Origin of the sequence: Pedobacter hiemivivus (assembly GCF_005144565.1) — a bacterium.
Classification (GTDB): domain Bacteria; phylum Bacteroidota; class Bacteroidia; order Sphingobacteriales; family Sphingobacteriaceae; genus Pedobacter; species Pedobacter hiemivivus.
On the sequence record NZ_SWDX01000007.1, the window covers coordinates 168,046 to 190,981 of the forward strand.

18 protein-coding genes are annotated in these 22,936 nt (G+C 42.0%); 10 read left to right on the forward strand and 8 right to left on the reverse strand.

The window, feature by feature from the left end; translation table 11 throughout:
* Positions 1 to 7: 7 nt before the first annotated feature.
* The 7 genes from FBD94_RS18185 to FBD94_RS18215 form a co-directional block, all read right to left on the reverse strand.
* Positions 8 to 1,888 carry a glycoside hydrolase family 127 protein gene (locus tag FBD94_RS18185; protein ID WP_136881264.1) on the reverse strand — a complete coding sequence of 627 codons (1,881 nt, stop codon included), beginning with the start codon at positions 1,886 to 1,888 and terminating at the stop codon, positions 8 to 10.
* A 25-nt stretch (positions 1,889 to 1,913) separates the two neighbouring features.
* A complete protein-coding gene (locus FBD94_RS18190; protein WP_136881265.1) occupies positions 1,914 to 3,719 on the reverse strand; it encodes a hypothetical protein in 1,806 nt (601 codons plus the stop codon).
* A gap of 4 nt (positions 3,720 to 3,723) precedes the next feature.
* Positions 3,724 to 5,313 carry an FAD-dependent oxidoreductase gene (locus FBD94_RS18195; RefSeq protein ID WP_136881266.1) on the reverse strand — a complete coding sequence of 530 codons (1,590 nt, stop codon included), beginning with the start codon at positions 5,311 to 5,313 and terminating at the stop codon, positions 3,724 to 3,726.
* Positions 5,314 to 5,338: 25 nt separating this feature from the next.
* Complete coding sequence (locus tag FBD94_RS18200; protein WP_136881267.1) at positions 5,339 to 6,781, reverse strand: RagB/SusD family nutrient uptake outer membrane protein; 1,443 nt, start codon at positions 6,779 to 6,781, stop codon at positions 5,339 to 5,341.
* A 31-nt stretch (positions 6,782 to 6,812) separates the two neighbouring features.
* Positions 6,813 to 10,340, reverse strand: a complete 3,528-nt coding sequence (locus FBD94_RS18205) for a SusC/RagA family TonB-linked outer membrane protein (protein ID WP_136881268.1) — start codon at positions 10,338 to 10,340, stop codon at positions 6,813 to 6,815.
* Between the two features lie 118 nt (positions 10,341 to 10,458).
* Positions 10,459 to 11,586: a FecR family protein gene (locus FBD94_RS18210; RefSeq protein ID WP_136881269.1), complete on the reverse strand. Its 1,128-nt coding sequence runs from the start codon at positions 11,584 to 11,586 to the stop codon at positions 10,459 to 10,461.
* Positions 11,587 to 11,664: 78 nt separating this feature from the next.
* On the reverse strand, positions 11,665 to 12,237 hold the full coding sequence (locus FBD94_RS18215) for an RNA polymerase sigma factor (RefSeq protein ID WP_131606068.1): 573 nt from the start codon (positions 12,235 to 12,237) through the stop codon (positions 11,665 to 11,667).
* A 165-nt stretch (positions 12,238 to 12,402) separates the two neighbouring features.
* Here FBD94_RS18215 and FBD94_RS18220 point away from each other — a divergent pair, with 165 nt between their 5' ends.
* From FBD94_RS18220 to FBD94_RS18250, 8 genes are all read left to right on the forward strand, one after another.
* A complete protein-coding gene (locus tag FBD94_RS18220; RefSeq protein ID WP_136881270.1) occupies positions 12,403 to 12,960 on the forward strand; it encodes a GNAT family N-acetyltransferase in 558 nt (185 codons plus the stop codon).
* A 258-nt stretch (positions 12,961 to 13,218) separates the two neighbouring features.
* Entirely contained in the window at positions 13,219 to 16,065 is a 2,847-nt protein-coding gene (locus FBD94_RS18225) for a TonB-dependent receptor domain-containing protein (RefSeq protein WP_136881271.1), read from the forward strand.
* 35 nt (positions 16,066 to 16,100) lie between these two features.
* Complete coding sequence (locus tag FBD94_RS18230) at positions 16,101 to 17,342, forward strand: RagB/SusD family nutrient uptake outer membrane protein (RefSeq protein ID WP_136881272.1); 1,242 nt, start codon at positions 16,101 to 16,103, stop codon at positions 17,340 to 17,342.
* Positions 17,343 to 17,627: 285 nt separating this feature from the next.
* On the forward strand, positions 17,628 to 17,855 hold the full coding sequence (locus FBD94_RS18235) for a helix-turn-helix domain-containing protein (protein ID WP_235884555.1): 228 nt from the start codon (positions 17,628 to 17,630) through the stop codon (positions 17,853 to 17,855).
* Positions 17,852 to 18,187 carry a HipA N-terminal domain-containing protein gene (locus tag FBD94_RS18240; RefSeq protein WP_136881273.1) on the forward strand — a complete coding sequence of 112 codons (336 nt, stop codon included), beginning with the start codon at positions 17,852 to 17,854 and terminating at the stop codon, positions 18,185 to 18,187. Before FBD94_RS18235 ends, FBD94_RS18240 begins: the two co-directional genes overlap by 4 nt.
* Positions 18,177 to 19,124: a HipA domain-containing protein gene (locus FBD94_RS18245; protein ID WP_136881274.1), complete on the forward strand. Its 948-nt coding sequence runs from the start codon at positions 18,177 to 18,179 to the stop codon at positions 19,122 to 19,124. Before FBD94_RS18240 ends, FBD94_RS18245 begins: the two co-directional genes overlap by 11 nt.
* A gap of 202 nt (positions 19,125 to 19,326) precedes the next feature.
* Positions 19,327 to 19,452 carry a hypothetical protein gene (locus FBD94_RS26480; RefSeq protein ID WP_262710994.1) on the forward strand — a complete coding sequence of 42 codons (126 nt, stop codon included), beginning with the start codon at positions 19,327 to 19,329 and terminating at the stop codon, positions 19,450 to 19,452.
* A 143-nt stretch (positions 19,453 to 19,595) separates the two neighbouring features.
* On the forward strand, positions 19,596 to 20,396 hold the full coding sequence (locus FBD94_RS18250; protein ID WP_136881275.1) for a DUF5694 domain-containing protein: 801 nt from the start codon (positions 19,596 to 19,598) through the stop codon (positions 20,394 to 20,396).
* 80 nt (positions 20,397 to 20,476) lie between these two features.
* Here FBD94_RS18250 and FBD94_RS18260 read toward each other — a convergent pair whose 3' ends face one another.
* Positions 20,477 to 20,896 (reverse strand): hypothetical protein, encoded by a 420-nt coding sequence (locus FBD94_RS18260; RefSeq protein ID WP_136881276.1) that lies wholly within the window; start codon positions 20,894 to 20,896, stop codon positions 20,477 to 20,479.
* 64 nt (positions 20,897 to 20,960) lie between these two features.
* On the opposite strand from FBD94_RS18260, the gene FBD94_RS18265 reads away from it, so the two are divergent.
* Both FBD94_RS18265 and FBD94_RS18270 read left to right on the forward strand, forming a co-directional pair.
* Complete coding sequence (locus FBD94_RS18265; RefSeq protein ID WP_136881277.1) at positions 20,961 to 21,302, forward strand: hypothetical protein; 342 nt, start codon at positions 20,961 to 20,963, stop codon at positions 21,300 to 21,302.
* A 229-nt stretch (positions 21,303 to 21,531) separates the two neighbouring features.
* The gene (locus tag FBD94_RS18270) at positions 21,532 to 22,770 is read left to right on the forward strand and encodes a BamA/TamA family outer membrane protein (protein WP_136881278.1); all 1,239 of its coding nucleotides are present in this window, start codon (positions 21,532 to 21,534) and stop codon (positions 22,768 to 22,770) included.
* Positions 22,771 to 22,936 lie beyond the last annotated feature (166 nt).

The following is a 22,936-nucleotide window of genomic DNA, read 5'->3' on the forward strand; positions in this document are numbered from 1 at the left end:
TTACATTTTAATTTCTAGGGTCAATCAATTTTGGAAGCCATACTCTGAAGCGTGAAGCCTCAGTGTTGGTGTTTCCTGCCGAAGCATAATCACACAATAATACAGAAATAGGTTCATTTGGTCCTTCCTTATGAGATTCAGTTTTAAACATCGTTTTGAATTTCATCCAAAAACCTTCACTACTCGTCCCAACAGGCTGAAGGTCTACATATCCATCTTTATCTGCGATTGGAGTTAGAGCATCATCTATATTGGGTCCGCCCAGGCGCAGATCTCTGGCCAGCGTAATCGGGCCACGAATAATAGCGAAATGTTCTGATTTATCGCCCATATAAATGAGCTTTCCCTGCATATCCAATTCAAGACTGATGGCGTCTGTGCTGGTCCAGGTTCGGGTAATTTCCATATACTTGCCCGGAACAATACCCTCGATAGTTTTGCCGTTGACCAGTATGCGGCTTTGTTTGCTCCAGGCCGGAATGCGTATGCCTACTGCAAATGATTCTGGTTTCTTTAGGTTTAATTTTAAATTTACTTTGCCTGAAACAGGGTAATCTGTTTGCTGAACCAATTCGGCAGTTTGCCCTTTAGGGGTATGAAGTTGATAAGTACCAGGCATAAAAAAATTAATCTGCATACCCGTGGTACTGCTCATTACTGCCGTGAGTGGTAAGGTAAACAGACCTCTTGGCCCGCTTGCCACGCAACAGTTTAAGCCCATGTCGCATTGTTCTCCGCCCTCTAGTCTATGGCCAGCCAGCGGACTGTATTTAGCCCAGTCGCTGCCATCGGGTTTCATTGCGCCCAGAAGTGCATTGTAAAAGGTTTGCTCAATGGCATCTGCATATTTCGAATCTGCGGTAAGCTTAAGTAGCTGCTGACTTAGCTTAATCCAGGTAGCGGTTACACAGGTTTCCTGGTAGTGATTGATCGGTAGGGCCTGGGCATCTTTGCCGCCAAACCAGCACTCTACACTTGAGCCTGATCCGGCAATGTTAATCTCAGTTTTTTGGATGTTCGCCCATGTTTTTTCGACGGCTGCTTTATATTCCGGTTTGGCGGTTAAGCGGTACAATTCCAGTAGACCTTCGTAGCAGGACATCATTTCATAAGCTTTCTGGCCTTGTTCCCAACCAAACCAATGTGCTGGTTTTGGAAATCGTTTTGCCACATCGGTATCCGATTTGGCGATCAGCATGGGACCGCCTTCTGATTCCCATTGCCTTACAATCTCTTCTGCAAAATCCAGGTAGCGTTTTTCTCCAGTGCGGCTGTACAAAAGGCAAATGGGTTCCAATATAGATGTTGCCGCCATACCTCGATGGTTTCCTTTTTTTACAATGCTGACCTTACGGTCGCCCAGCTCTTTTATCAAATGATCTGCCAGCGCTTTAGCTGCTTTTAAAGTTTTAGAATCATGCGTCAAATCATAATAGGACAGCAGGCCTAATAGACAATATTTCCTTCCCCAGATGTCCCATTGTTCCAATTGTGCCTTTTCGGTATAGTTACCGATGTATCCATCGGGGCTTTGAGTAGCCATGAGTTTTGCTACAGATTGATCCAATATGGCTTTAAGTTGGGGCTCTGGACGATATTTGTAAGCCAGAACGGCCGAAGTAAACCATTTTCCCCAGAATTCAGATTGCCAGCAGCGCGTTTCCATACGGTTTTTGAAAGGTTCAATTAACCGGTCAGCGTCTTGGGCGAGTATACGGTTTGTATAAGCATTGCCAAATTCCTGACCTGCAAAGCCTTGAATCTGCGCTGAAATGGCCGGCTTTAACTGATCTTGAATCATTGCAGGTTTTTGTGCTGTACTGCTGACCCAGGAGATCAGCAGTACGGCAATCAGCTTAGCGCTGTTATATTTTGAATAATATGCCATATGATTTTAAAGATTAAATGATGGATTAGCTTCTTGAAATTTCCTGCCAGTACGTTCCCATCCAGATTAATTTTAGGGTTGAGCGGGAAGTGGTCGTAAAATCAGTACTGCCCGAGAGTTTGATGTTCGTATTGTTTGCAATTGTGGTTAATGAGTTACTGAAAGTGAGCAGTAGTTCCCTGAATAATTGTCCGCCAGTAATATTTGTTACCGTTGTGGCCGCAGTGTTGTTGAAATTCAGAATCTGTGCGGCTTGTAGCGTGCCAGCACCCATTCCACAAGATACTACAGCGGCATTGTTGCCCACAGATAAGCGTCCTCCAGCTGCGGTAGTTAAAAATGCAGTAAGGGCTGATTCTGAAATATAGGTTGCAGGAGCCTGGTTAAATATGGGATCTTCGAGACTGAGCCTGTTGCTGGCTACATTTGTACCGTAAGCATCGATAAAAATGCCACTGGTTGCGCCATATGTTCTAACTGTTCTGACTACCGGTCTGCGGATAACCAATCCTTGTGTTAGGGCTTTGTTAAATACGATGCCATTGCCCAGGTTATTGAACAGCAGACTATCAAATTCAACACCTACACCATCTTTAATGTGGACGGCATAACTGTCGTAACTACCATCTTCAATTCTTCCACCTCCGGTGAAATAAGTGTTCGTGAATTTTATATTTCTTGGCAGGTCGTTGGCTCCATCAGAATCAATTAGGATTGCATTGAGTCTGGAGCCTTCAAATTGCTGGCCGGTAGAGACCAGGTTATAAGTTCCGCCATCCAACCACATGTTGTGCTGATCAGACAGGCTGACTTGTCCGCCTACAAAATTAAGCGGGCCTATGGTGCCTACAGTTGAACTTCTCCTGCCAATTCGGATTCCATATCCGCATTTGTAGACATTCACATTGCTATAGATTTTCATATTGATTTGGCCATCAGATTGGTTAGACGTGATGTTTAGACCGATACCTGTCCAGCTGCCATTTCCTGAAGCTTGTCCCCGGATCAATCCATTTTGATGTTCTGTTTCCCAGGTGGTCACTTCGGATATGCCATTTCCGATGGGGTTATTGATCTGAACAGTATAGTTTTTAAATAAAATCTGTCCCTGGCAAGCCTCCAGATAAATCACATTGGTGGTTTTGTTGCCACCCATGAAATTGACATTTTCGAAATCGATTTGTCCACCCATGGTTGCTGGACTAGTTATAGAAAAGAAACCAATGCATTCGATTAGGTTAGCTGTTTCGTTGTTGACATGCACAAATCCGGCACCCTGAGGTTCCAGGTCGCCCGTAGCTATTCCGCCTGCTTGTCCGGTGATTTTTACCCGTCCTGGTTTAGACTGGTAGCCCGGATTTTTCAGACTGTCTTTATACAGATAAAGCGTATGGGTGAGGTATTTTTTGCCTCCAAGTAGTTTAATTTCCGTGCCGCTTTTGGAACAGTAGTTTAAGGCATTTTGTATGGCTTGTGTATCATCTGTTCCAGTTTTGTTGAGATAATTGTAATCACCTTTGGCGCCAAACATCTCAAGGGTAACAAAGGTAGAGGCTCTTTTGTACCTTCTTGAACCACTCACAATAACCATGGAGCCGTCATCAGCCGTACTGGTATCATTTGCATCGTACTGAAAAGTTCCAGATCTCAGTCCATCATTGACGTATACGATATCGTGGTTATCAGCTACGCCGCTTCTAAGTTGTGCTATGGTTAAATATGGAACATGATTGAGTGTGTCGGTTAAGCTTTCTGGCTGTAATTCCACCATTTTTTGGCATGAGCTTAGCCCGGCTATCAATAAGATAGCCATTAATATGTTGTATTTCATGTGTCTATTTAGCTAGGGTTAATACTTGACGTTTGGCTTTTAAACGTTCGGTTAGTTTAGGCAGGCTTATTTTTTGTACACTTACTTTTTCCTCAATCGCTAATGCTGCAGCAATTCCAGCACTTTCGCCCATCACCATCCAGGCCGGTTCGACCCTTAAAGATGAAAAAGCTACATGTGAGGAAGATAGGCATACGGGTACCAGGAGATTTGTGCATTCAGTGGCTTTTGGCGTAATGCTTCGGTATGGGATCTGGTAGGCGATGCCTCGGCCTTCTATACGTGTTTTGGCAGGGAAGATGGTTCCTTCATTGATGAAGCCACCGCCCGGAGTTAAAATCCTTTGGCAGTCGTGCGAATCAATAGGGAAGGAGCCAATACCAATGGGATCGGGCTTTTCTTTAGTTTCCAGTATGTCTTTCTGGGTTAAAAAATAGTCGCCAACCATGCGCCTTGCTTCTCTTACATACAGCACTGGCGGGAAGTAACCGTATTTAGCAAATTCATCTTTTGCATAGCCCAGGTTTTTCATCCGCTCCCTTACGGCTTCAGGAACCGCAGGATCAGTCATTAGAAAATAGAGCAGACCTTCGGTATAATTGCGATGATTGTTCCATATTTCCTGTCTACGTTTTGGGTTTGCATCCGGGTAGTCCCAGTTTTCGCCCACCAGACCTGTAGACAGCTGTGCCCCGATACCATTATTGCCATCCAGCTTATTTCCAGGAATGGGATAAAGATCAAAGGGGATACCGCTTTTGGGTGACAATTTGTAGAAACGACGGAACAGTTCGTATCTGTCGGCGTTGTAACCCGCAGGTGCTTTGAAAGCTACTCTGTTGGTGGGATCTTCAGATAGACATAGGCGGAAGCTGTAAGTCATAATCCGGTGATCGCCTTGGCCTTCTGGTGTAACAGTTGTCCCGGTGATTAAAGGCAGTGGTTTTTTGTCCTGATCTGATGAAATTACGCCCATTGCTTTTTTCTGATAAACAGCACCGGCAAAAGATTCGCCGAACTCATCTCGGCCTTCACGGCCTACCTTGTAACTCACACCTGCGGCAGCCATCAGGTCGCCCTCATAACTGGCATCGATGAATATTTTGCCTGAAAACTCCTTGCCCGATCTCATTTTAAGACTTTGGATAGCCTTATCTTTTAATTTTGCAGATTTTAAGGTTTCGTTAAGCACAACCTGTACTCCGGCTTCTTTTAACATCGTATGGAAAACCAGCTCGGCCACATGAGGCTCATAGGTCCAGAATTTAGTGTCTTTTTCATCAACCCGATAATTGAGTTGCAGACCTTTTTTTGCGTAAACTGCTTCTACACGCTTGTGAAATTCTTCGAAAAGGCCACCTAAGGTTTCCCTGAACATCTGGTTGGAATCACTAAAGCCAAGGCCTCCGCTCATCATCCCCCCAGCAATAGGGAGTGGTTCGATCATGACAACGGATTTCCCTTCACGCGCAGCGGCTACAGCTGCAGTAATGCCAGCAGGTGTTGCACCGTAAACCAGCACATCGTATTCCTTTTTTGGCTTCCATGAAGTAAAAAGGAACAGGATTAAAATAGCTATATATGTGTACTTCATTTTAATTCAATTTAGGATTTGCAGACTAGTACCCCTGGTTTTGAGGCAGTAAAAGCGGGTTAAGGTTGATCTCGCGGTAAGGGACAGGGTACAATTTCCTATCGGCCGTGATACTCATGTTGGACAGCCTTGGATCGATAGAGAGGTATTTGGTTTTGAAGGCTTGCATGGTGCTCACTTCTTTACCCCATCGGATCAGGTCGTGCCAACGGTGCCCTTCAAAGCAAAGCTCAAGCCTACGTTCTTTTTCTATGGCCCATTGCGTATCTGCTTTTGACAGACCCGAAAGTGCAGGTAAATTTGCCCTTACCCGGGTTTTGCTGACATAGGTTAAGGCATCGCCTGTTTTGTCGTTCTGGTTAAGCGCTTCGGCATACATCAGTAAAACATCTGCATAACGCAGCACAGGCCAGTCGGTTTCGCCTTCATTTAAAATAGGCACACTGTATACAAATTTCTTTGCCCAATAATAGATCTTTGGATTGGTACCATCTTTAAATACACCCAGGTAAGCTGTTTTACGCAGGTCTGTGGCTTCAAAGGCATCATACAGATCTTGTGTGCCGGTATTGTTGCTAGTTGCACCTAAGGCTACAATTGAGGTTCCTGATTTTTGGGGTGCAAAAGAATAAGCAAATGAATTACCCAGACCCATACCGCCTGAAATGTACTGCACAGAGAAAATCGCTTCAGAGTTGTTGTCATTTCCGAGCCCGAATAGCTTCGCTAAATTTGGTTCGAAGGTATAAGCAGGAATGACCTGTTCGAGTATGGCTTCTGCTTCTGGCCATTTCTTCTGTTGTAGATAAACCTTGCCCAGTAGAGCCTTAGCTGCGCCACTAGTCGCACGGCCTACGTTTATCCCTGTAAATTTAGGAGGCAACAGGATTTGTGCATCTTTAAGGTCTTTTTCTATTTGCAGATATACCTCATTGGCCGGACTTCGTTTATAAGTATAGGCTTCTTCTTCTGTCTTTAATTCTTTTAAGACAAGGGGGGCATCACCATAGAATCTGACCATATTAAAATACATCAGGGCACGTAAAAATTTAGCTTCGCCGATGTACTGGTCTTTAAGGGCTGCGGCAATGGTTACATTTTCTATGCGCTCAAGAATAATATTTGTGGCGGCTATGGTGCGGTAGGACTGGTTCCATGGGCCTGAAACTCCTCCTGTAGAACGATAGGTTAGCCAATCGAACTCTCCATAGCTACCTTCATTCTCTGAAAATACCTGTGTGTTATCGGATGGTAGTTCGGTATAGATCCAGTAGGCATTGTAAATTTCTCTAAGGTTGCCATAAGCTCCGGTCAGTACAGCACGGATATCGGCTTCTGTCTTGTAATAATTGCCAACATCAATTACATGCTGCGGGCTGAGGTCTACGAAACCCTTTCCGCAACCTCCTGTTATGATGATCATCCCTGCGAGGAGGGTTTTATATATGTTAGAAAGATAACGATCCATAATTTTAGTTTTAAAGAGATTTGAAAAATGGTTAAAAACCTACATTGATCCCGAAAATAAAGACCCGGTTAGCGGGATACGTTCCCTGATCTACACCTGGACGGTACACCGCATCATCGGTATCACTGGTAACACTGGTTTCGGGATTGTACCAGTTGTATTTGGTAAATGTGAGCAGGTTTTGGCCAGTAGCGTAGAAGCGGACGGTCTGCATTTTAATGCTTTTTAATAAACCAGCCGGAAGTCTATAGCCAATGGTCAGGTTACGGATGCGTAAAAATGAGGCGTCTGAAACGGCTTTATTGGTTAAGTTGTTTAATGGTGTTACGCCTGAAGCTAAGGGCGCCGGATATTCAACATCTCTGTCTGGATTCTGGCTGTCGAACATATTGTTAAAATAAGTAGGACTTGAATTGACATTGTGCACACCAAATTGGTGACGGATATTACCGTTAATCACATTTACGCCTTGAACACCCTGTACGATGAGCGAGAGGTCGAAGTTTTTATATTGAAAAGTACTGGATAAGCCGTAAACGAAATCTGGAAAACCATGTCCAACTACAGCCATATCCTGCTCGTCAATTTTGCCATCATTGTTCTGGTCTTTAATGATCCAGTCGCCCACTTTATTGCCGGTCACCCATTGTGGGTATTTACCCAGGTCGGCCGTGTTTTTAAAAATGCCTTCCACCTGGTAGCCGCGCATCAAGCCCAGCGGATCACCAACTTTAACCTGGAATACATTGTCCCATCCAAAAATCGCTGCCTTTGCAGGAAGTGAGGAAGGGCCGCCGAGGTCATCAACTTTAGTCCGGTTTGCCGAAACATTGGCATCTACAGTCCATTTTACGGCGCCCAGATTGAAATTGGCTTTTCCACTAATTTCAAAGCCGCGATTACTTAGTTTTCCAAGGTTGGTGCGAAAAGAGGTGGCATAGCCGATTATACTTGGCAGATCTTTTTGAAACAACATACCTTCGGTATGGCGCGAGTAATAATCAATGGAAAGACTGTATTTGTCATTTAGAAAGCCAGCTTCCAATCCTAGATCTGCCTGACGGTTCTTTTCCCAGGTAAGGTTGTAATTGGCAAAGCCGGATTGCGCCGAGCCATAGCTGCGTTGTGAGCCGAAGCCATAATCACGACTGATGATGTTGTTAGACCAGGTAAAGTCGCCAATATTGGCATTTCCTGTTTCTCCATAACTTGCACGGATCTTTAGTTCATTAAGCACATTTTTTACTGGCTGCATAAAGTTTTCCTGAGTAATGCGCCATGCAGCAGAGACTGAAGGGAATACCGCAAAGCGGTTGTTTGGTCCAAAGCGGGAGGAACCATCCTGACGTAGTGCGGCAGATAAGATATACTTGCCTTTGTAATCGTAGTTTATCCTTCCACCAAGGGATAGGAATGAATTCTGGCTATAAGCGAGCGAACCTACCAGATCTGAGGAAGCCAATGGGTTTTCGAGCAGGGCTGTGGTATAGGTGCCTGATCTTCCATTTACCCCGGTTGATTTTGCCTGGTATTTTTGAAGAGAGTAGAGTAGGAGCGCGCTTAGATTATGGTTGCCTCCAAAAGTTTTATTATAGGATATGGTGTTCTCCCAAAGCCAGTCTAACACGGTAGACTGCGTTTCAGAAGAGAAAATTTGAGTCATGATTGGATTGGCTAAACTGGCCGCAGGCGCACTTCCATTGGCTAAGGTAGCCGGGATGTAAGCATACTGATCGTTCATGTTGAGCGTGGCCCCGATCGAGGTTTTGAATTTTAAGTCTTTAATCGGTTCGTATTCAATGAAGTTATTGCCCAGAATACGATATTCTCGCAGTCGATTTTTATATAACTCCAGCACGCCCAATGGGTTGTAAAGCGCTGCTTGAAAAAATACACCATTTGCAGAGTTTTTTAGACCGCGGTAACCTTGTGCGTAATCGCCGTCAGCAGCATAAACCGGGACAACAGGGGACATCAATACGGCAGAGTGGATTGGACTCGGAAGGGCTCTGGCTCCAGTGGTTTCCCCAGCTGAGGCTTCACTAAATTGACCTCCGGCAGGTTGACGGAACTGCTGAGAGAAGGAGGGAGCCATGGATATGCCTATTCTTAATTTCGGACTCAGGTCTGCATCCATATTAAAACGGATATTATAGCGGTCGTACGTAGTCCCGATCATTGTTCCATCCTGTTTGAAATATCCACCAGAAATGGAGTATCTGGTCTTTTCAGACCCGCCTCTGGCTGAGATTTGAAAATCAGAGATTGGCGCCTGCCTAAATATAACATCCTGCCAATCTACATCTGGCAGGCTTTGCGGGTTTGTATCAAAAATTGTTGGATAAGTGATGCTTCTCATCCGGGCGGCATATTTTGCATATTCAATGTACTGGTCGCGGTTAAGCAGATCCACTTTTTTTGCCACATTTTGTACACCGGTATATGCGGATACGGTAAAGCTAGTTTTGCCGGCCTTGCCACGCTTCGTAGTCACGATAACTACGCCATTTGCAGCCCTTGAACCATAAATTGCTGCCGAAGCTGCATCTTTTAAGATATCTATGGATTCAATATCGGCCGGATTGATCAGGTTAAACTGAGTTGATTCCTGCAAGGGATAACCGTCGACCACATACAACGGGTCGCTGTCAGTTCCTAAAGAGCCTATTCCCCTGATTCTAATGGTTGGGGCTTCACCGGGATATCCTCCACGGCCCGACTGGACCTGTACACCTGAAACAAGACCTGCTAGCGCTTCTCCAGGTGTAGAAACAGGTTGTATACCGATAAACTTGCCTTCGACCCTAGAAATGGCTGTGGATACCTTCTTTTTTGACTGTTCTCCATAACCAATTACGAGCACTTCCTCCAGTGCATTTTTTTGCTCTTTCAGTATGACGTTTATGGTTTTGCTGTCTTTTACCTGGATCTCATAAGTCGTAAAACCTACATAGGAGAACATCAGCAAATCGTTTTGGTCAGCGACAAGGATCTTGTAATTACCGTTCAGATCCGTCACAACGGTATTGGATGTGTTTTTTGTTTTTATGCTCACGCCGGGTAGTGGAAGACCTTTCTCGTCTGTGACTTTTCCTGTGATAGGAATAGCCGCGCTGACCTGTATTTCTACGGCTGCTGCGTTTTTTTTTCTGATCACTACGGTTTGTCCGCTTCTAAAAAGAATATCCACTTCGCGTTCAGAAAAGCATTTTTCAAGGATCTCTTTTAAGGAAGCCTGTCGCATATTTATAGTCACCGGCCCGAGCTCTTTTATCAATCCGGCATCACATATAAAGTTATATCCGGTTTGTTTGGTGAGTAGGGAGAAGACTTCTTTTATCGGCGTGTTTTTTACATTCAGGCTGGCTCTTTGCGCATAACTTGCCGCATTGACCTGTAAAAAAGCAATTAACAAAAAGGCAATGGTCAGTTTCATTCGGAGTACCCATTTAGTTTTGTCTGCCTTATAAAACCTGCTTGCAGGGTTCATAAAGATCAGAGAGCTTAGCGCACAGGAGGTCGTGTTCCTGGACGTAAGTTCAGTAAAATTTTCATACATTTGGTTAGGATTAATATTTGGTTGTCGTTCAATTGATTAGATATCCTATAGCCTTTAAAAGCTAAATGAAGCCGGGAGTGGTCTAAACACTTCCGGTTTTCAGGATATAAATAAGTACTTATTTAGCTATAACTTCGATCCTCCTTCCTTCGATTTTAAAATGGACTTTTTCGGTTAATTCTATATTTTCTAATAGACTTTCCAGGTTTTTATTGCGGGCATAATTTCCTACAAAAGAAATATGATCCATGTTGCCTTTGAAAGTAATCTCTACATCATACCATCTTGCAATCTTTTTCATGATGCTTTTGATGTTTTCATCGTTAAAAATGAAAAGACCATTTTTCCATGCGATTGCTTCTTCTGTATTTATTTCAGCAATGCTGATTCTGTTGTTGTTTAAGGTAGATTGTTGACCGGGTTTTAGAATGACGTTTTCTGCTTTGTTTAGGCTTAGGATGTTGACAGATCCTTCCAGAAGGGTAGTTGTGGTGCTTTGCTCATCCGCATAGCTATTGATGTTGAAATGCGTGCCCAGCACTTTTACTTCCTGTTTGGCTGATTTTACGATAAAGGGACTGGTCTTGTTTTTAGCGATTTCAAAATAAGCTTCTCCTATAAGCTCTACTTTACGTGTTTTTAGGCTGGCAAAGCTAGTTGGAAATGTAAGTGTAGAGGCGGCGTTGAGCCATACTTTAGAGCCATCTGGTAAAATCAATTGATATTGCCCTCCCTTTGGCGTTTCTATGGTATTATAGCTGGTTTTTCCTGATGGGTTGGGTTGATCTGTTAATTGATACACCAACATGCCTGTCGCGGTTTTTGTAATCTGTATTCCAGATTGTTCGGCAAGCTTCCCATTTGTAGCATCAGTTAGCGAGATTTTTTGACCATTTGAAAGGGTAAGGAAGGCCTTATTGCCACCTGGTGCTATGGGATTTGTTTTTGCGGTTTGAGCGAACGGTGTAGGTCGAACTGCAGGGTAAAAATAAAAGGCGAGGCCAAGGCAGAGTAGGATCGAAGCGGCAACGGAAAGCTTTTTCCATAATGGAATGGAAGGTTTACTTGTATTTGGCTTAATTGCTGCCCAGTTTTGCTCATGAGCAAGTTCGAGCTGTTCGTCAGAAAGGCCATGCTCAATTTCGGCATTATAGTTATGCAACCAATTTTCGAGCCTAGCTTTTTCTTCAGCTGTAGCCTGTCCTTGGTGGTATTTTAATAGTAATTCTCTGGCGTCTTTTTCCATGTTTATAGCGCTTTAATCTCTGACGATTATAGCAAAGACAGCTAAGCATACCCGAGTGGGTACTGTAATTGAAAAAAATTATAAGATGTGGCAGAAATAGATCAGGATGCCGAGTTTTGTCCTTAAAATTTTGAGTGCCCTTTTCATGTGTGTCTCTACGGTTTGTTCGGATATGCCTAATTGCTGTGCAATTTCCCTGTTGCTTAGGTATTGATTTTTTCTGAGTTCGAATACTTCCCTCATTTTTGGTGGAAGTGCTGCTATTTCGCGTTCAATTAAGATCGTAATGTCTTTTTCGCGGATTAAAAAATCGGCGGAGAGGGCATCTGAGTCTATCGCGTGTTGAAGTGAGGATATGTATTTTGTTTCGGATTGTTTGCGGGCAATAACATTCAATATCTTGTTTAATACAGCTTTATAGAGGTAGCCTGGTAATGTAGTTTTAAGCTCGAAATCTTTCCTGTTCCTCCATAAGTGTACAAAAACTTCCTGTACAATGTCTTTCGCTTCTTCTGAGTTTTGCAGTTTTTTATAAGCGTAAATGTAGAGTAAGCTATCGAAGCGTTTGAAAATTTCGCCAAATGCCAACTCGTTATCCGCCTTGAGCAAGGTCATGAGTTCAAAATCATCAAGATTGCTTATTAATTGCATTTAATACTATTTGGTTGGTTTGGTTTAAAAGGTACTGTGGGTTTGGTTGGTTCTTAATGCCCTAAGCAATATTAAATAATTATTTCTGAATGTGAAGGGGAACGGCCTTTTTTATGTTCAGTATATTAAAAATGATTATATTATTCGGCATATGCGTTTAAATATATGTCTGAAATTATTGCTTTAACGACAGATCGTTTGATCATTAGAGATTTGAATTGTGATGATTTGGATTTTATTCACGTCATCCATTCACATCCTGAAGTTCAAAAGTATGCCACACTTGATATACCTGAGTCCATAGATGAATCAAAAGATTATCTTAGAAAATATATGGAACAGCAACATCATAATCCTAGAAAAGAATATGGTTTTTGCGTGTCATTAGTTAATCAGGAGCCAATCGGCTTAATAGGGCTTAGTAATGGCTTGAATAAGTTTAAAAATGCCGAACTGTGGTTTAAATTGCATCCTAAGTATTGGGGCAAGGGATACATTACGGAGGCCGCAGTTCTTGTCTTAAAATTTGGTTTTGAGAGATTACTTCTTCATAGGATTGAGGCCGGTGTGGCTACAGAAAATATCGCATCTATTAGGGTTCTTGAAAAAATAGGGATGCAGAAAGAGGGAATGAGAAGAAAAATCCTTCCAATAAGGGGAGAGTGGAAAGATAATTTTCATTATGCAGTTTTGGAGGATGATTTGGTTTGGGAAGATATATAAATAAGAAAGCGGGAATGATCTCCGACCACTCCCGCTTCATCTAAATTAACGCTCTCACATATATAGATGCTAATTAGGGCTAAATATTGTATTGCCCGATAAATAAAAATATAGGATTAAACAAATAAACGGCGAACAACAAAATGTCGCATCTATTTAAAGTCAGCTATTGTCTATTATAAGGATATTATTACCTTTGCGCGACCGTCTCTTATTTAGACTAAAACTAAATAGATAGGAGGATGTTAAAGGAATCATATGTATAAATTTTTTACTCTTTTAGTAATAATGATGCTCTCCTGTTTTGCTTTACATGCGCAAAGCATCGAGGGTACAGTGCAGGATAAGGCCTCGGGAACAAGTGTCCCAGGAGCCAGCATATTAATCAAGGAACGGCCGGGAAGCGGCACAATGTCAGACTCCGAAGGGAAATTCAGCATCGTTCTTCGATCGGGCGAAACTTTAGTGGTTAAAATGATTGGTTATAAATCATTTCAGCGACAGTTTACAAAAGTTCAGGACGCGCAGCATGTTGATGTAAAGCTGGAGGCGGGTGTTACGCTGGATGAAATTATGATCACGGCCAGTTTGGCGAACTCCAGGAGCAAGAAGGCTATCGGAACAAATGTTGACCATATTGACGCTGCCGCCATTGTGGCTAAAAGCAACCCTTCGTCATTAGCCGATCTGGTTAATGGGCGAATCAGTGGAGCGCAGGTATACAATACAAATGGTAAAGTGGGGATGCCCATCCGTTTTGATATCCGTTCGGCAGCCACCTTCAGCATGGAGCGAGATCCGCTTATCTTTATTGACGGGGTTCGCTATAACAACAATAATACGGCAGACGTGAACTCTTCACAGGAAGCCATGAGCGCCTTGAACGATCTTCCGATGAATGATATTGCGTCTATTGATGTGATCAAGGGACCTGCTGCTGCTGCTTCATACGGAGCAGAGGCAGCCAATGGTGTGGTGATTATCCAGACAAAGCGTGGCCTAAACGGGAAAAAAGGGATAGCTATCAATGCAAAATATACTGGTGGTTTTAGTGAACTCGCGAACAAATACGATCAGTATGTAAATAATGATGCATTGAACGATTTCTTTGCTCGCGGTGTCCAGAATCAGTTCTATGCTAATTTATCCGCAAAACTTGACCAGTCGAACAGTCTTTTCTTTTCAGCCAACTCGAACAGAACTTCGGGTACAATACCTGGTAACAAGGACAACAGGCAAACTTTTCGTGCTGGTTATGACTTAACAAAAGATCGGTTTAAACTTGCCTTTACTGCGGGGTATGTAAAAGGTAAACTGAATATTCCTCAATCGGCATCGGGACGAGATGACGCTATCTGGAACCTAATGCGCGACCGAACTCCATGGCCATTTTTAACGGAAGAAGCCTGGAAATCGATTGAGAAAAGCTATACCAACGACCGTATTACTGGTAGCCTAAAACTCAATTATACTTTTCCATTTGAAATTAAAATGGAAAGTCTTGTCGGTTTGGACCTGAATTACATAGATGGTTTAAACTATCTTCCATATGGCTATTTAGTTGGCACCAACAAGACAGGCACCAAACAGATTAGTGATAGACGTAACCAGAACTTGAACTGGGATGTGAAACTGTCGCGCAATTTTGTTCTGAATAGCAAATGGCAGCTTAACTTAGCCCTGCTTTCTCAACTGACTGAGGCAAAAGAGCGCGTAAATGGTATCAGTGTACGCAATTTCGCAGTACCAGGCATCAGTAATATTTCATCAGCAGCTGAAATTCTAGGTACTACGGATACAAAATTTGAAAAACGCACCCATGGTATTTATGGAGAGGCATTTCTTAGTTATAACGACCAGCTTTTTATCAATGCCGGCTTAAGAAGGGATGTTTCTAACATGATCGGAAGGAATGTAGCCAGTATTTGGTACCCAACAGTAAGCGTTGCTTATAACGTTAAGGCTTTCGGTTTCTTAGAAGGAAAAATTGACGAATGGAAATTAAGGGCTGCCTATGGAGAGTCAGGTCGTTTGCCTTATCCGAATGATGCGCAGACAGCTTATCTGGTAGAGAACTCATCTTTTGGTACGTTGGTTAGGCCACTGAGAAAAGGGAACCCCGACATCAAACCTGAAAGAACAGGAGAATTTGAGATCGGAACTGACATCAGCTTTTTTAAACAGCGTTTAAGTTTTACTTATTATCAACAGCACACCCGAGATGCGATTGTATACACGACGTTACTGCCTTCATTGGGCTGGCCATCTAGCTTAAGCGGCGATTATCCAGAGAATGTAGGTGAAATCAAAGGTAAGGGTATTGAGGTTACTTATAACAGCAGGGTTTTTACGAGCAGCAACCAGAAACACAGCTTAGACCTGTTTGTGATCTTCAACCATCAGTCCAATAAAGTAATTAACTCTGGCGGCCGTGATATTATCAATACTGTAAATTTGATCCGTGAAGGATTACCGGCGTTTGCATTTTATACTGGTGTTTCTGAAGGTGCTATTTTTAACAGTGGTGGTGTGTATACCGGTGCAAAAGAAAGTGGCCCACAGGTATTGGGTAAACCATTCCCAACTTATCACGGGTCTTTTGGCTTTAATCTTCAGTTGATTAATAACCTGAACTTGCAATCTTTGTTCACCTATTCGCAAGGCGCAAAAGTATACAACATCTCCAACAGGAATGTAGCCAGTCAGGGCACGAATTTTAAGGCTAGTGAAGATCTAAAAGCCCAGCTTGCCACCCAGACTCCGGGAACGGCAGATTATATAAGCACTGCAAATGAACTGTCTAAATATGCAGGTCCAAGGGGTAATTTTATTGAGAAGGCTGATTTTATTAGGTTGAGTAACCTTACGCTTTCTTACGATCTGGGGGCATGGGCAAAAAAACAAAGTAATGGTGTTTTAAAGAACTGTGTGGCATCCATAACTGGAAACAATTTGTGGCTTACAACCAACTATGGCGGAATAGAACCTCAGATCGATTCACAAGGGGGAAGTAAACGTAGTAGGGGAATTAGTTACTTATCGTCTGACTGGACAGCTGTGCCTGCGCCACGTACTTATGCATTGAGTTTAAATATTGGATTTTAACCTGTTCTAGAAACAGCGAGATTAAAAATAGAATTATGTCAATTAAAATAAAAGACTTCTGGAAAGCCGGTGTGGTATGCATATGTGTACTGATGCTTTCCTCTTGTGATAAATGGGTAAATGACACTGAATTACCTGACAATACCATCGATGAATCTCAGCTAAACAGCATTGCTATGCTGGGTCGCATAGAGAAAGGAGCTTATATTCCGGGGCCCGTAATTGCAGGTGTTTGGCGCGCAGGTGCAACATCAGCCGCTGATTTACTCGTTGCCTCAGGAGCAATTTCTGATGAGATTGTACCCACTGCTGTTCCAAATTCTCCTTTCTATAAAGAACTTGATGAAGACAAGTTAACTCCTGACAACACTTCGTTGTTTAGTGTATGGTCTAATATTCAGAATTACCGTGCGCGTGCTGAAGATGCCATTTTGAATGCAGAATCATTGGCTCCGGCTGATGAAGATGGTGTTAAAGTAAAACAAGCCGCATTTGTAAATGCACGTCTGCATGCTGGATATGCCTGGATGCTGCTGGCCGATTACTTTAGTGTTACCAATACAAGCCATTCTATATATGCAGACCATAAAGAGCTGAGTCATCAGGAGGCATATGGCAAAGCAAAGGCTTACTGGGAGCAGGCCATCCCAACTGCCAGCGATGCTGAAAAAAGATTATTACACTCGTTACTGGCCAAAATGGGAATACATACGGGTAATTATTCCTTGGCTGTTCAGTATATTAATCAGTCATTCGGAGCTTCAGAAAATTTCAGCTTCTTAAATACTGTTGGCACGGTAAGTAATGGCTTTTTTAATGCCTTAAATGTCAATTCTAGGGATGCTGCAGTAGATCCGACATTGGTTGTCGCTTTGAAAACTACTGCCGATAAGGCTCGTAACCCTGTTGTAAAAGCGGCGAAAGGTCATTGGTCACTTACTTTATTCAAGGAAAGAGATCCTCTGGTGGTGAGCGATTATGAGGAGATGCAATTGATCCGGGCTGAACTGATCATCAGGGGGCTGTTAACTGGCAACGCAACCGATCTGGTCAATTCTGTGGTTGTTAAATATGATGCCACAGGACTTTCCAACTTCCCAGCTGGGCCGGCGCTAACACTTAACGATATTGTTTCGATCCGCAGAATATTTCTATCCTGGAGAGGAACCCGTTTAATTGATTTAAGAAGGTTTAACATTGATGGGGATTTAATACCTGGTTTTACCCAGAGAAAATGGCAATGGATCGGTGTGCCGGAAATCGAAACTCAAAAATAAATTCAGCCCCTAGCAGTGCTGATAATAACATTTACTATATAAGAAAGCGGGAATGATCTCCGATCACTCCCGCTTCATCTAAATTAACGCTCTCACATATATAGACGCTATTTATGGCTAGATATTGTGTTACCCGATAAAATAATTAGAAATTCGTTATATCCATAAGCATATAACTCTGGTCTATATATTTAAATTATATCTATATACATATAATTATTTGTAAATAATATTTTTTATATTCATTTACATATAATTTTGCTATATTTATCTAAATAGATGTAAATGCATATAATGAAAGGATTAGCGTCATTTGTAAAAGAAAAAAGAAAGCTTGCTGGATTGACCCAGGAAGAGTTTGCTGAACGGGCCGGTGTAGCGCTCACGGTGATCCGTAAAATTGAACAGGGAAAAGAAACATTGAACCTTTCCAGTGTGAATCAGGTTTTGCTGATGTTCGGGAGCACACTTGCGCCAGTTAGTACTAGGGAAATAGAAACGGAGACATTATGAGAAAGGGCTTGGTATGGTATAATAACAAGCTTGCTGGTGAGCTGACTGAAACTGATGAGGGGGAATACGAATTTGAGTATGATGAGTCTTATATCTTGGCTTACCCTGATCAGTTTATTACTTTTTCTTTACTGGTAAGAAAAGAGAAATATGTATCGAACAGACTTTTTCCTTTTTTTGAGGGTTTAATCCCTGAGGGATGGCTGCTTGATATAGCCACTAAAAACTGGAAGCTGAACCCGAATGACCGCATGGGACTGGTTCTTGCCTGTTGTGGGAATTGCATTGGGGCGGTAAGTGTTGAACTTGTTAATCAAGAAGATGAATCGTAAATGTTTATATTGTTATAACGAACTGAAGGATGAAGTGGACTACCATGAAAAGTGTAGTCTTGAATTCTTTGGAACTAAGATTCCTCCACTGATGGAGTATTCACTAAAGGATATGGACAGGCTTGCAAAAGATGTCGTTGAGCGTAGCGTGGCAATTCCTGGTGTACAACCTAAGTTATCACTTACACTGGTCAAACAGAGTTTGGATCAGGGGAGTGTTTCAAGACTTACCGTTGTTGGTGCATTGGGGGGAAACTATATATTCAAACCCCCTTCTGTTCATTATAAGTCGATGCCTGAAAATGAACATGTGACCATGCGGATAGCAGAAGAATTCGGTATCCCGGTAGTGATGTCATCGCTGATCCGGCTAGCTTCAGGTGAGCTTGGCTACATTACCAAAAGGATCGACCGTACTAAAGAGGGAGAAAAGATCCATATGTTGGATATGTTCCAGATCCTGGAAGCAGTAGATAAATACAAGAGTTCTATGGAAAAGGTTGGTAAGGCTATCGGCGACCATTCTGTAAATACACAACTTGATAAATTGTATTACTTTGAGCTTGCACTTTTCTCTTTTGTATCGGGAAACAGCGATATGCACCTGAAAAATTTTTCCATGATCCTATCTCCCCAGGGTTGGATATTATCTCCCGCGTATGATCTATTAAATGTAACGCTGGCTAACCCTGCCGATAAGGAAGAGTTGGCACTGACTCTGGGAGCTAAAAAAAGAAAGATTGGCCGTTCCCAATTTGACGACCTTGCTGAGCGATTGGCTTTGACAATCATGCAACGGGACCGGGCCTACAATCGCCTGCAGAAAAACAGGAATAAAGCATTTGACTGGATAAGCAAGTCGTTTTTGTCTAATGAGGCAAAGGAAGAATATATTGCTATTCTGGACTCCCGTTATAGGCAACTGGGTCTGTTATAAATTACAAAAGCCACAACATCCATTGTGCCTGGAATCGCAAGATCCCAGGCTTTTTGTTTACTAGGATTTGCTACCTGCAAATAACCTGAGTCCATAGATGAATCAAAAGACGCTATTTATGGCTAGACATTGTCTGACCCGATAAATTATTGTTATTTTTATAAAAGCGACAGTACTGAACTTACATCATAATTGCTCCGAAATGAAAAAAACAATCTACTTCCTGATAGGAATAGCTGGATTTGCTGCCTGTAAACAAAAAGACGGTGGAAATGGACAGGAGAATAAGAATTTCTCCAAACTAAAAAGAGCTGGGTGCCAAATTTAACCTGGCTGAATTCCATAATCAGGTGCTTAAAGATGGTTCATTGCCCTTAAGTGTATTCGAAAGTAAAATGGATGCCTGGGCTAAAACTATCGCCCAGACGTCCATAAAAACAAAAAAGTAACAAACAAAACAGAATAAAATATATGAAAATAATAACGCTAATTTTTGCTTTAACTTTTGGGCTTACAGCATTCGGACAGGTTCAGAAAACAAAAATTTTATTAATTGGAACTGTTCATTTTGAAACCCCACATACAGATCAATTTGAATTAAAAACGGACGATTTTTTAAGTGCTAAGCGACAAAGTGAATTAGAAGACTTAACTAATGCGCTATCTCAAACAAAAGCGACTAAAGTAATGATTGAAAGATCAGTTGAAAATCAACGTTCTAACGACAGTTTGTATAGTTCATATTTAACAGATCATTATAAACTTCCAGTTTCGGAAAGGGAACAAATTGGCTTTAGGCTGGCTAAAAAATTAAAATTAAATCATGTAAATTGTATTGACAAATTTTATGGAATGTCGCACGATAGCTTAATGGCTGCGACCGCAAAAGAAAATAATCAACTTTTTTTGCTAAAAGATTTAGGGACCGAGGCAAATTTAATGAAAAATGATTATGATAATCAATTGAAAAAAGGCACAATAACCGAAGTTTTAAAACACATAAATAGACCCGAAGAATTAAGAAAAAATTTATCACTTTATCTAAAGTTTATGGCAAAGGTTGGAGCTGGTAAAAATTTTGCAGGAGCAGAATATGTATCAGATTGGTATTTAAGAAATCTTGCTATTTATTCAAATATTATAAATCAAGTTGAACCTTCGGACAAATATGTTATTTTAATTTTTGGGCAAGGACACATTCCAATATTAAAACATCTTTTAGAAAATAATGATAACTTTGATGTTGTGGAACTTAAGAGCGTATTGAAATAATTCTTCTACCTCTATTAACAAACAACTGGTAAAATTTGTATTGAAAAGTTTTGAAGGGAATGAAATTAATTTGATTGACCTTAACGATTATGCAATGCCTGATTAACGGCATCGCGCCATACGCTGTCGATCCGGATGTTTTTGTTTTCTTCTATTTCAGCATATCGGAAAGGCAATACTTCGCCAATATATTCTGGCATAAGAATGGCTTTAGATCCTGTATTTTGTTTGTCAGGACTAAACTTTGGCTCGTAATTATGGGTGCCAGCCTTTAATGGAATGGATAGCAGGCGATAACGGATGTGGCCTTTCGGCGGTCTCTCAATCTGCCCAGCGGCTGTAATGGCTTCTCCAATATGAACGCGCAGGGTATCTGTTCCGGTTGAGGAGGATGTTTTGATACAGAATTGTCCAAATGCGGCTTTGCCAAAGTCGTACCGGAGGTTGTTACTGTTTAGCTGACTATTTCTGCTGAACAACCATTTCGGGAAGCGTGACAATTAACCGCCAATTTATAACTATATTACTACAATGCATAGCAAATTGAAAGTCAATGTTTTCAGCATGAAGATCTCAATTTTCGGATTCATTTGTGCCATTAGTTTTTTTTTAATCTTGTGCTGCTTAGAATTAAAAGCTCAGACTGTTCAAACGAACGGAAGCTCAAGTACAAATATTATTACAGGTGTCCCTTTTTTACTTATTGTACCCGGCGCCAGGACAGGGGCTATGGGGGATGCTGGCGTGGCATCTTTGCCAGATCAGAATGCCTCGGCAATTAACCCCTCAAAATTAGCTTACATGGAACAGTCTTATGGCATATCTCTGTCCTATTCTCCCTGGTTAAGCAATTTAAAAGCAGGCATCAACCTTGCCTTCCTTCAGAAGAGCTGGATATGGTATTGAAAGATATTATAAAAAAAACACACTATCATTTATCATGAAATAGCTTTGTTCAATATAAAAAAGAAAGCGGGAATGATCTCCGACCACTCCCGCTTCATCTAAATTAACGCTCTCATATATAAAGACGCTATTTATGGCTAGATATTGTGTAAGCGCATTTTTTTTGTGCGCTGGAAATGTGTTTGTTTCTGGCAGGCTTATTGCCGTTTATAGGTCTTAACCTATTGATATGCAATCGAAGATGGTAGTGAAATTGTACCTGATCTACATGTTGGTATGTTGCTGGAGTTTTTCTTTTGGGCAAGATGCGGGTGACGCGATTATTCAGAACAAGAAGAATTTGGATACAGGCAGGCAAACGGACCTTATTGATATTGGGAAAGCCCTATTTCGCATCCATCCAGGGAAGATCCGGGAGGAAAAAGATAAGAAGCTCTATTTTTCTATTCTTCCTATAGGAGGTACTGTACCCGGCGGAACCGGAAATGCGCTCATAACCAGCACTTCGGCTATGATGTACCTTGGCTCTAAAAAGACGACAAACCTGTCAACTGCTACCTTTACACCGTACTGGAATCTCGGCAGTCGTTTTGGATTACCCGTCAGGACCAACATCTGGCTGCCTGATAATACCTGGCTGATCCAGGGAGACATCCGATTTTTGGTTTATCCGCAGTATACCTGGGGGCTTGGTGAATCGAAAGGGGAGGAGGAGCGAACTTTGCTGAGCTATAAATACATCAGGTTTTATCAAAGCGCGCTTAAACGAATCAAGCCGTATTTATATGCTGGCCTTGGCTACAACCTGGATTACCGTTTTAATATCAGTACTGAGGATTCTTCGCCAACGCTGGAGCAATATGCTGGTTATCGATACGGGGTAGGCAGTAACTCATTTTCATCAGGACTGAGTTTTAATCTTGTTTATGATACCAGAAGCAATGCGATCAATCCATTGCCGGGAATGTATGGAAACCTGGTCTATCGGGTAAATCCAACGTTTTTAGGGAGCAACGAAAGCTGGAGCTCAGTTTACCTGGATATTAGAAAATACATTCCGATGAGTCCTGGGAAATCCCATCAGCAGAATACGCTTGCCCTTTGGTCTTATTTCTGGACGGTGCTGAACAACAAAACCCCTTATCTGGATTTGCCGAGTACAGGATGGGACCCTTATAACAGGTCTGCCAGGGGAATAGATCAGAACAGGTACCGCGGCAGAACATTGTTTTATGCTGAGAGTGAATACCGACGGGACATTACTGCAAATGGCTTGCTGGGGTTCGTGGTATTTGCGAATATTAACACGGTCAGCGGTTCAGGCTCCTTATTTACCTCCTGGAAACCGGCAGCGGGCACCGGTTTACGCATTAAGTTCAATAAATTAACCAATACCAATCTCGGTATTGATTATGGCCTGAGTAAAGGATACAGTGCTGTGCTGCTTAATCTTGGAGAAGCATTCTAAAATCTATACATATGTTAAAGGAATATCCATTTTACATTTTATACCAATATCCTGAGCTGCCTTTGTGCGGCTCTTTTATTTTTTTGTTATGGAAGCAAGTTTGGGTATAGCAACCTATGGTTAAGTGTCAGAAAGATATTTTGTTTATAAATTATTGAGTAAAATA

Bases quoted from the DNA above. Each gene is read 5' to 3' on its own strand.
- FBD94_RS18185 (WP_136881264.1), bottom strand. From the start codon at position 1,888: ATGGCATATTATTCAAAATATAACAGCGCTAAGCTGATTGCCGTACTG.
- FBD94_RS18190 (WP_136881265.1), bottom strand. From the start codon at position 3,719: ATGAAATACAACATATTAATGGCTATCTTATTGATAGCCGGGCTAAGC.
- FBD94_RS18195 (WP_136881266.1), bottom strand. From the start codon at position 5,313: ATGAAGTACACATATATAGCTATTTTAATCCTGTTCCTTTTTACTTCA.
- FBD94_RS18200 (WP_136881267.1), bottom strand. From the start codon at position 6,781: ATGGATCGTTATCTTTCTAACATATATAAAACCCTCCTCGCAGGGATG.
- FBD94_RS18205 (WP_136881268.1), bottom strand. From the start codon at position 10,340: ATGTATGAAAATTTTACTGAACTTACGTCCAGGAACACGACCTCCTGT.
- FBD94_RS18210 (WP_136881269.1), bottom strand. From the start codon at position 11,586: ATGGAAAAAGACGCCAGAGAATTACTATTAAAATACCACCAAGGACAG.
- FBD94_RS18215 (WP_131606068.1), bottom strand. From the start codon at position 12,237: ATGCAATTAATAAGCAATCTTGATGATTTTGAACTCATGACCTTGCTC.
- FBD94_RS18220 (WP_136881270.1), top strand. From the start codon at position 12,403: ATGTCTGAAATTATTGCTTTAACGACAGATCGTTTGATCATTAGAGAT.
- FBD94_RS18225 (WP_136881271.1), top strand. From the start codon at position 13,219: ATGTATAAATTTTTTACTCTTTTAGTAATAATGATGCTCTCCTGTTTT.
- FBD94_RS18230 (WP_136881272.1), top strand. From the start codon at position 16,101: ATGTCAATTAAAATAAAAGACTTCTGGAAAGCCGGTGTGGTATGCATA.
- FBD94_RS18235 (WP_235884555.1), top strand. From the start codon at position 17,628: ATGCATATAATGAAAGGATTAGCGTCATTTGTAAAAGAAAAAAGAAAG.
- FBD94_RS18240 (WP_136881273.1), top strand. From the start codon at position 17,852: ATGAGAAAGGGCTTGGTATGGTATAATAACAAGCTTGCTGGTGAGCTG.
- FBD94_RS18245 (WP_136881274.1), top strand. From the start codon at position 18,177: ATGAATCGTAAATGTTTATATTGTTATAACGAACTGAAGGATGAAGTG.
- FBD94_RS26480 (WP_262710994.1), top strand. From the start codon at position 19,327: ATGAAAAAAACAATCTACTTCCTGATAGGAATAGCTGGATTTGCTGCC.
- FBD94_RS18250 (WP_136881275.1), top strand. From the start codon at position 19,596: ATGAAAATAATAACGCTAATTTTTGCTTTAACTTTTGGGCTTACAGCA.
- FBD94_RS18265 (WP_136881277.1), top strand. From the start codon at position 20,961: ATGAAGATCTCAATTTTCGGATTCATTTGTGCCATTAGTTTTTTTTTA.
- FBD94_RS18270 (WP_136881278.1), top strand. From the start codon at position 21,532: ATGCAATCGAAGATGGTAGTGAAATTGTACCTGATCTACATGTTGGTA.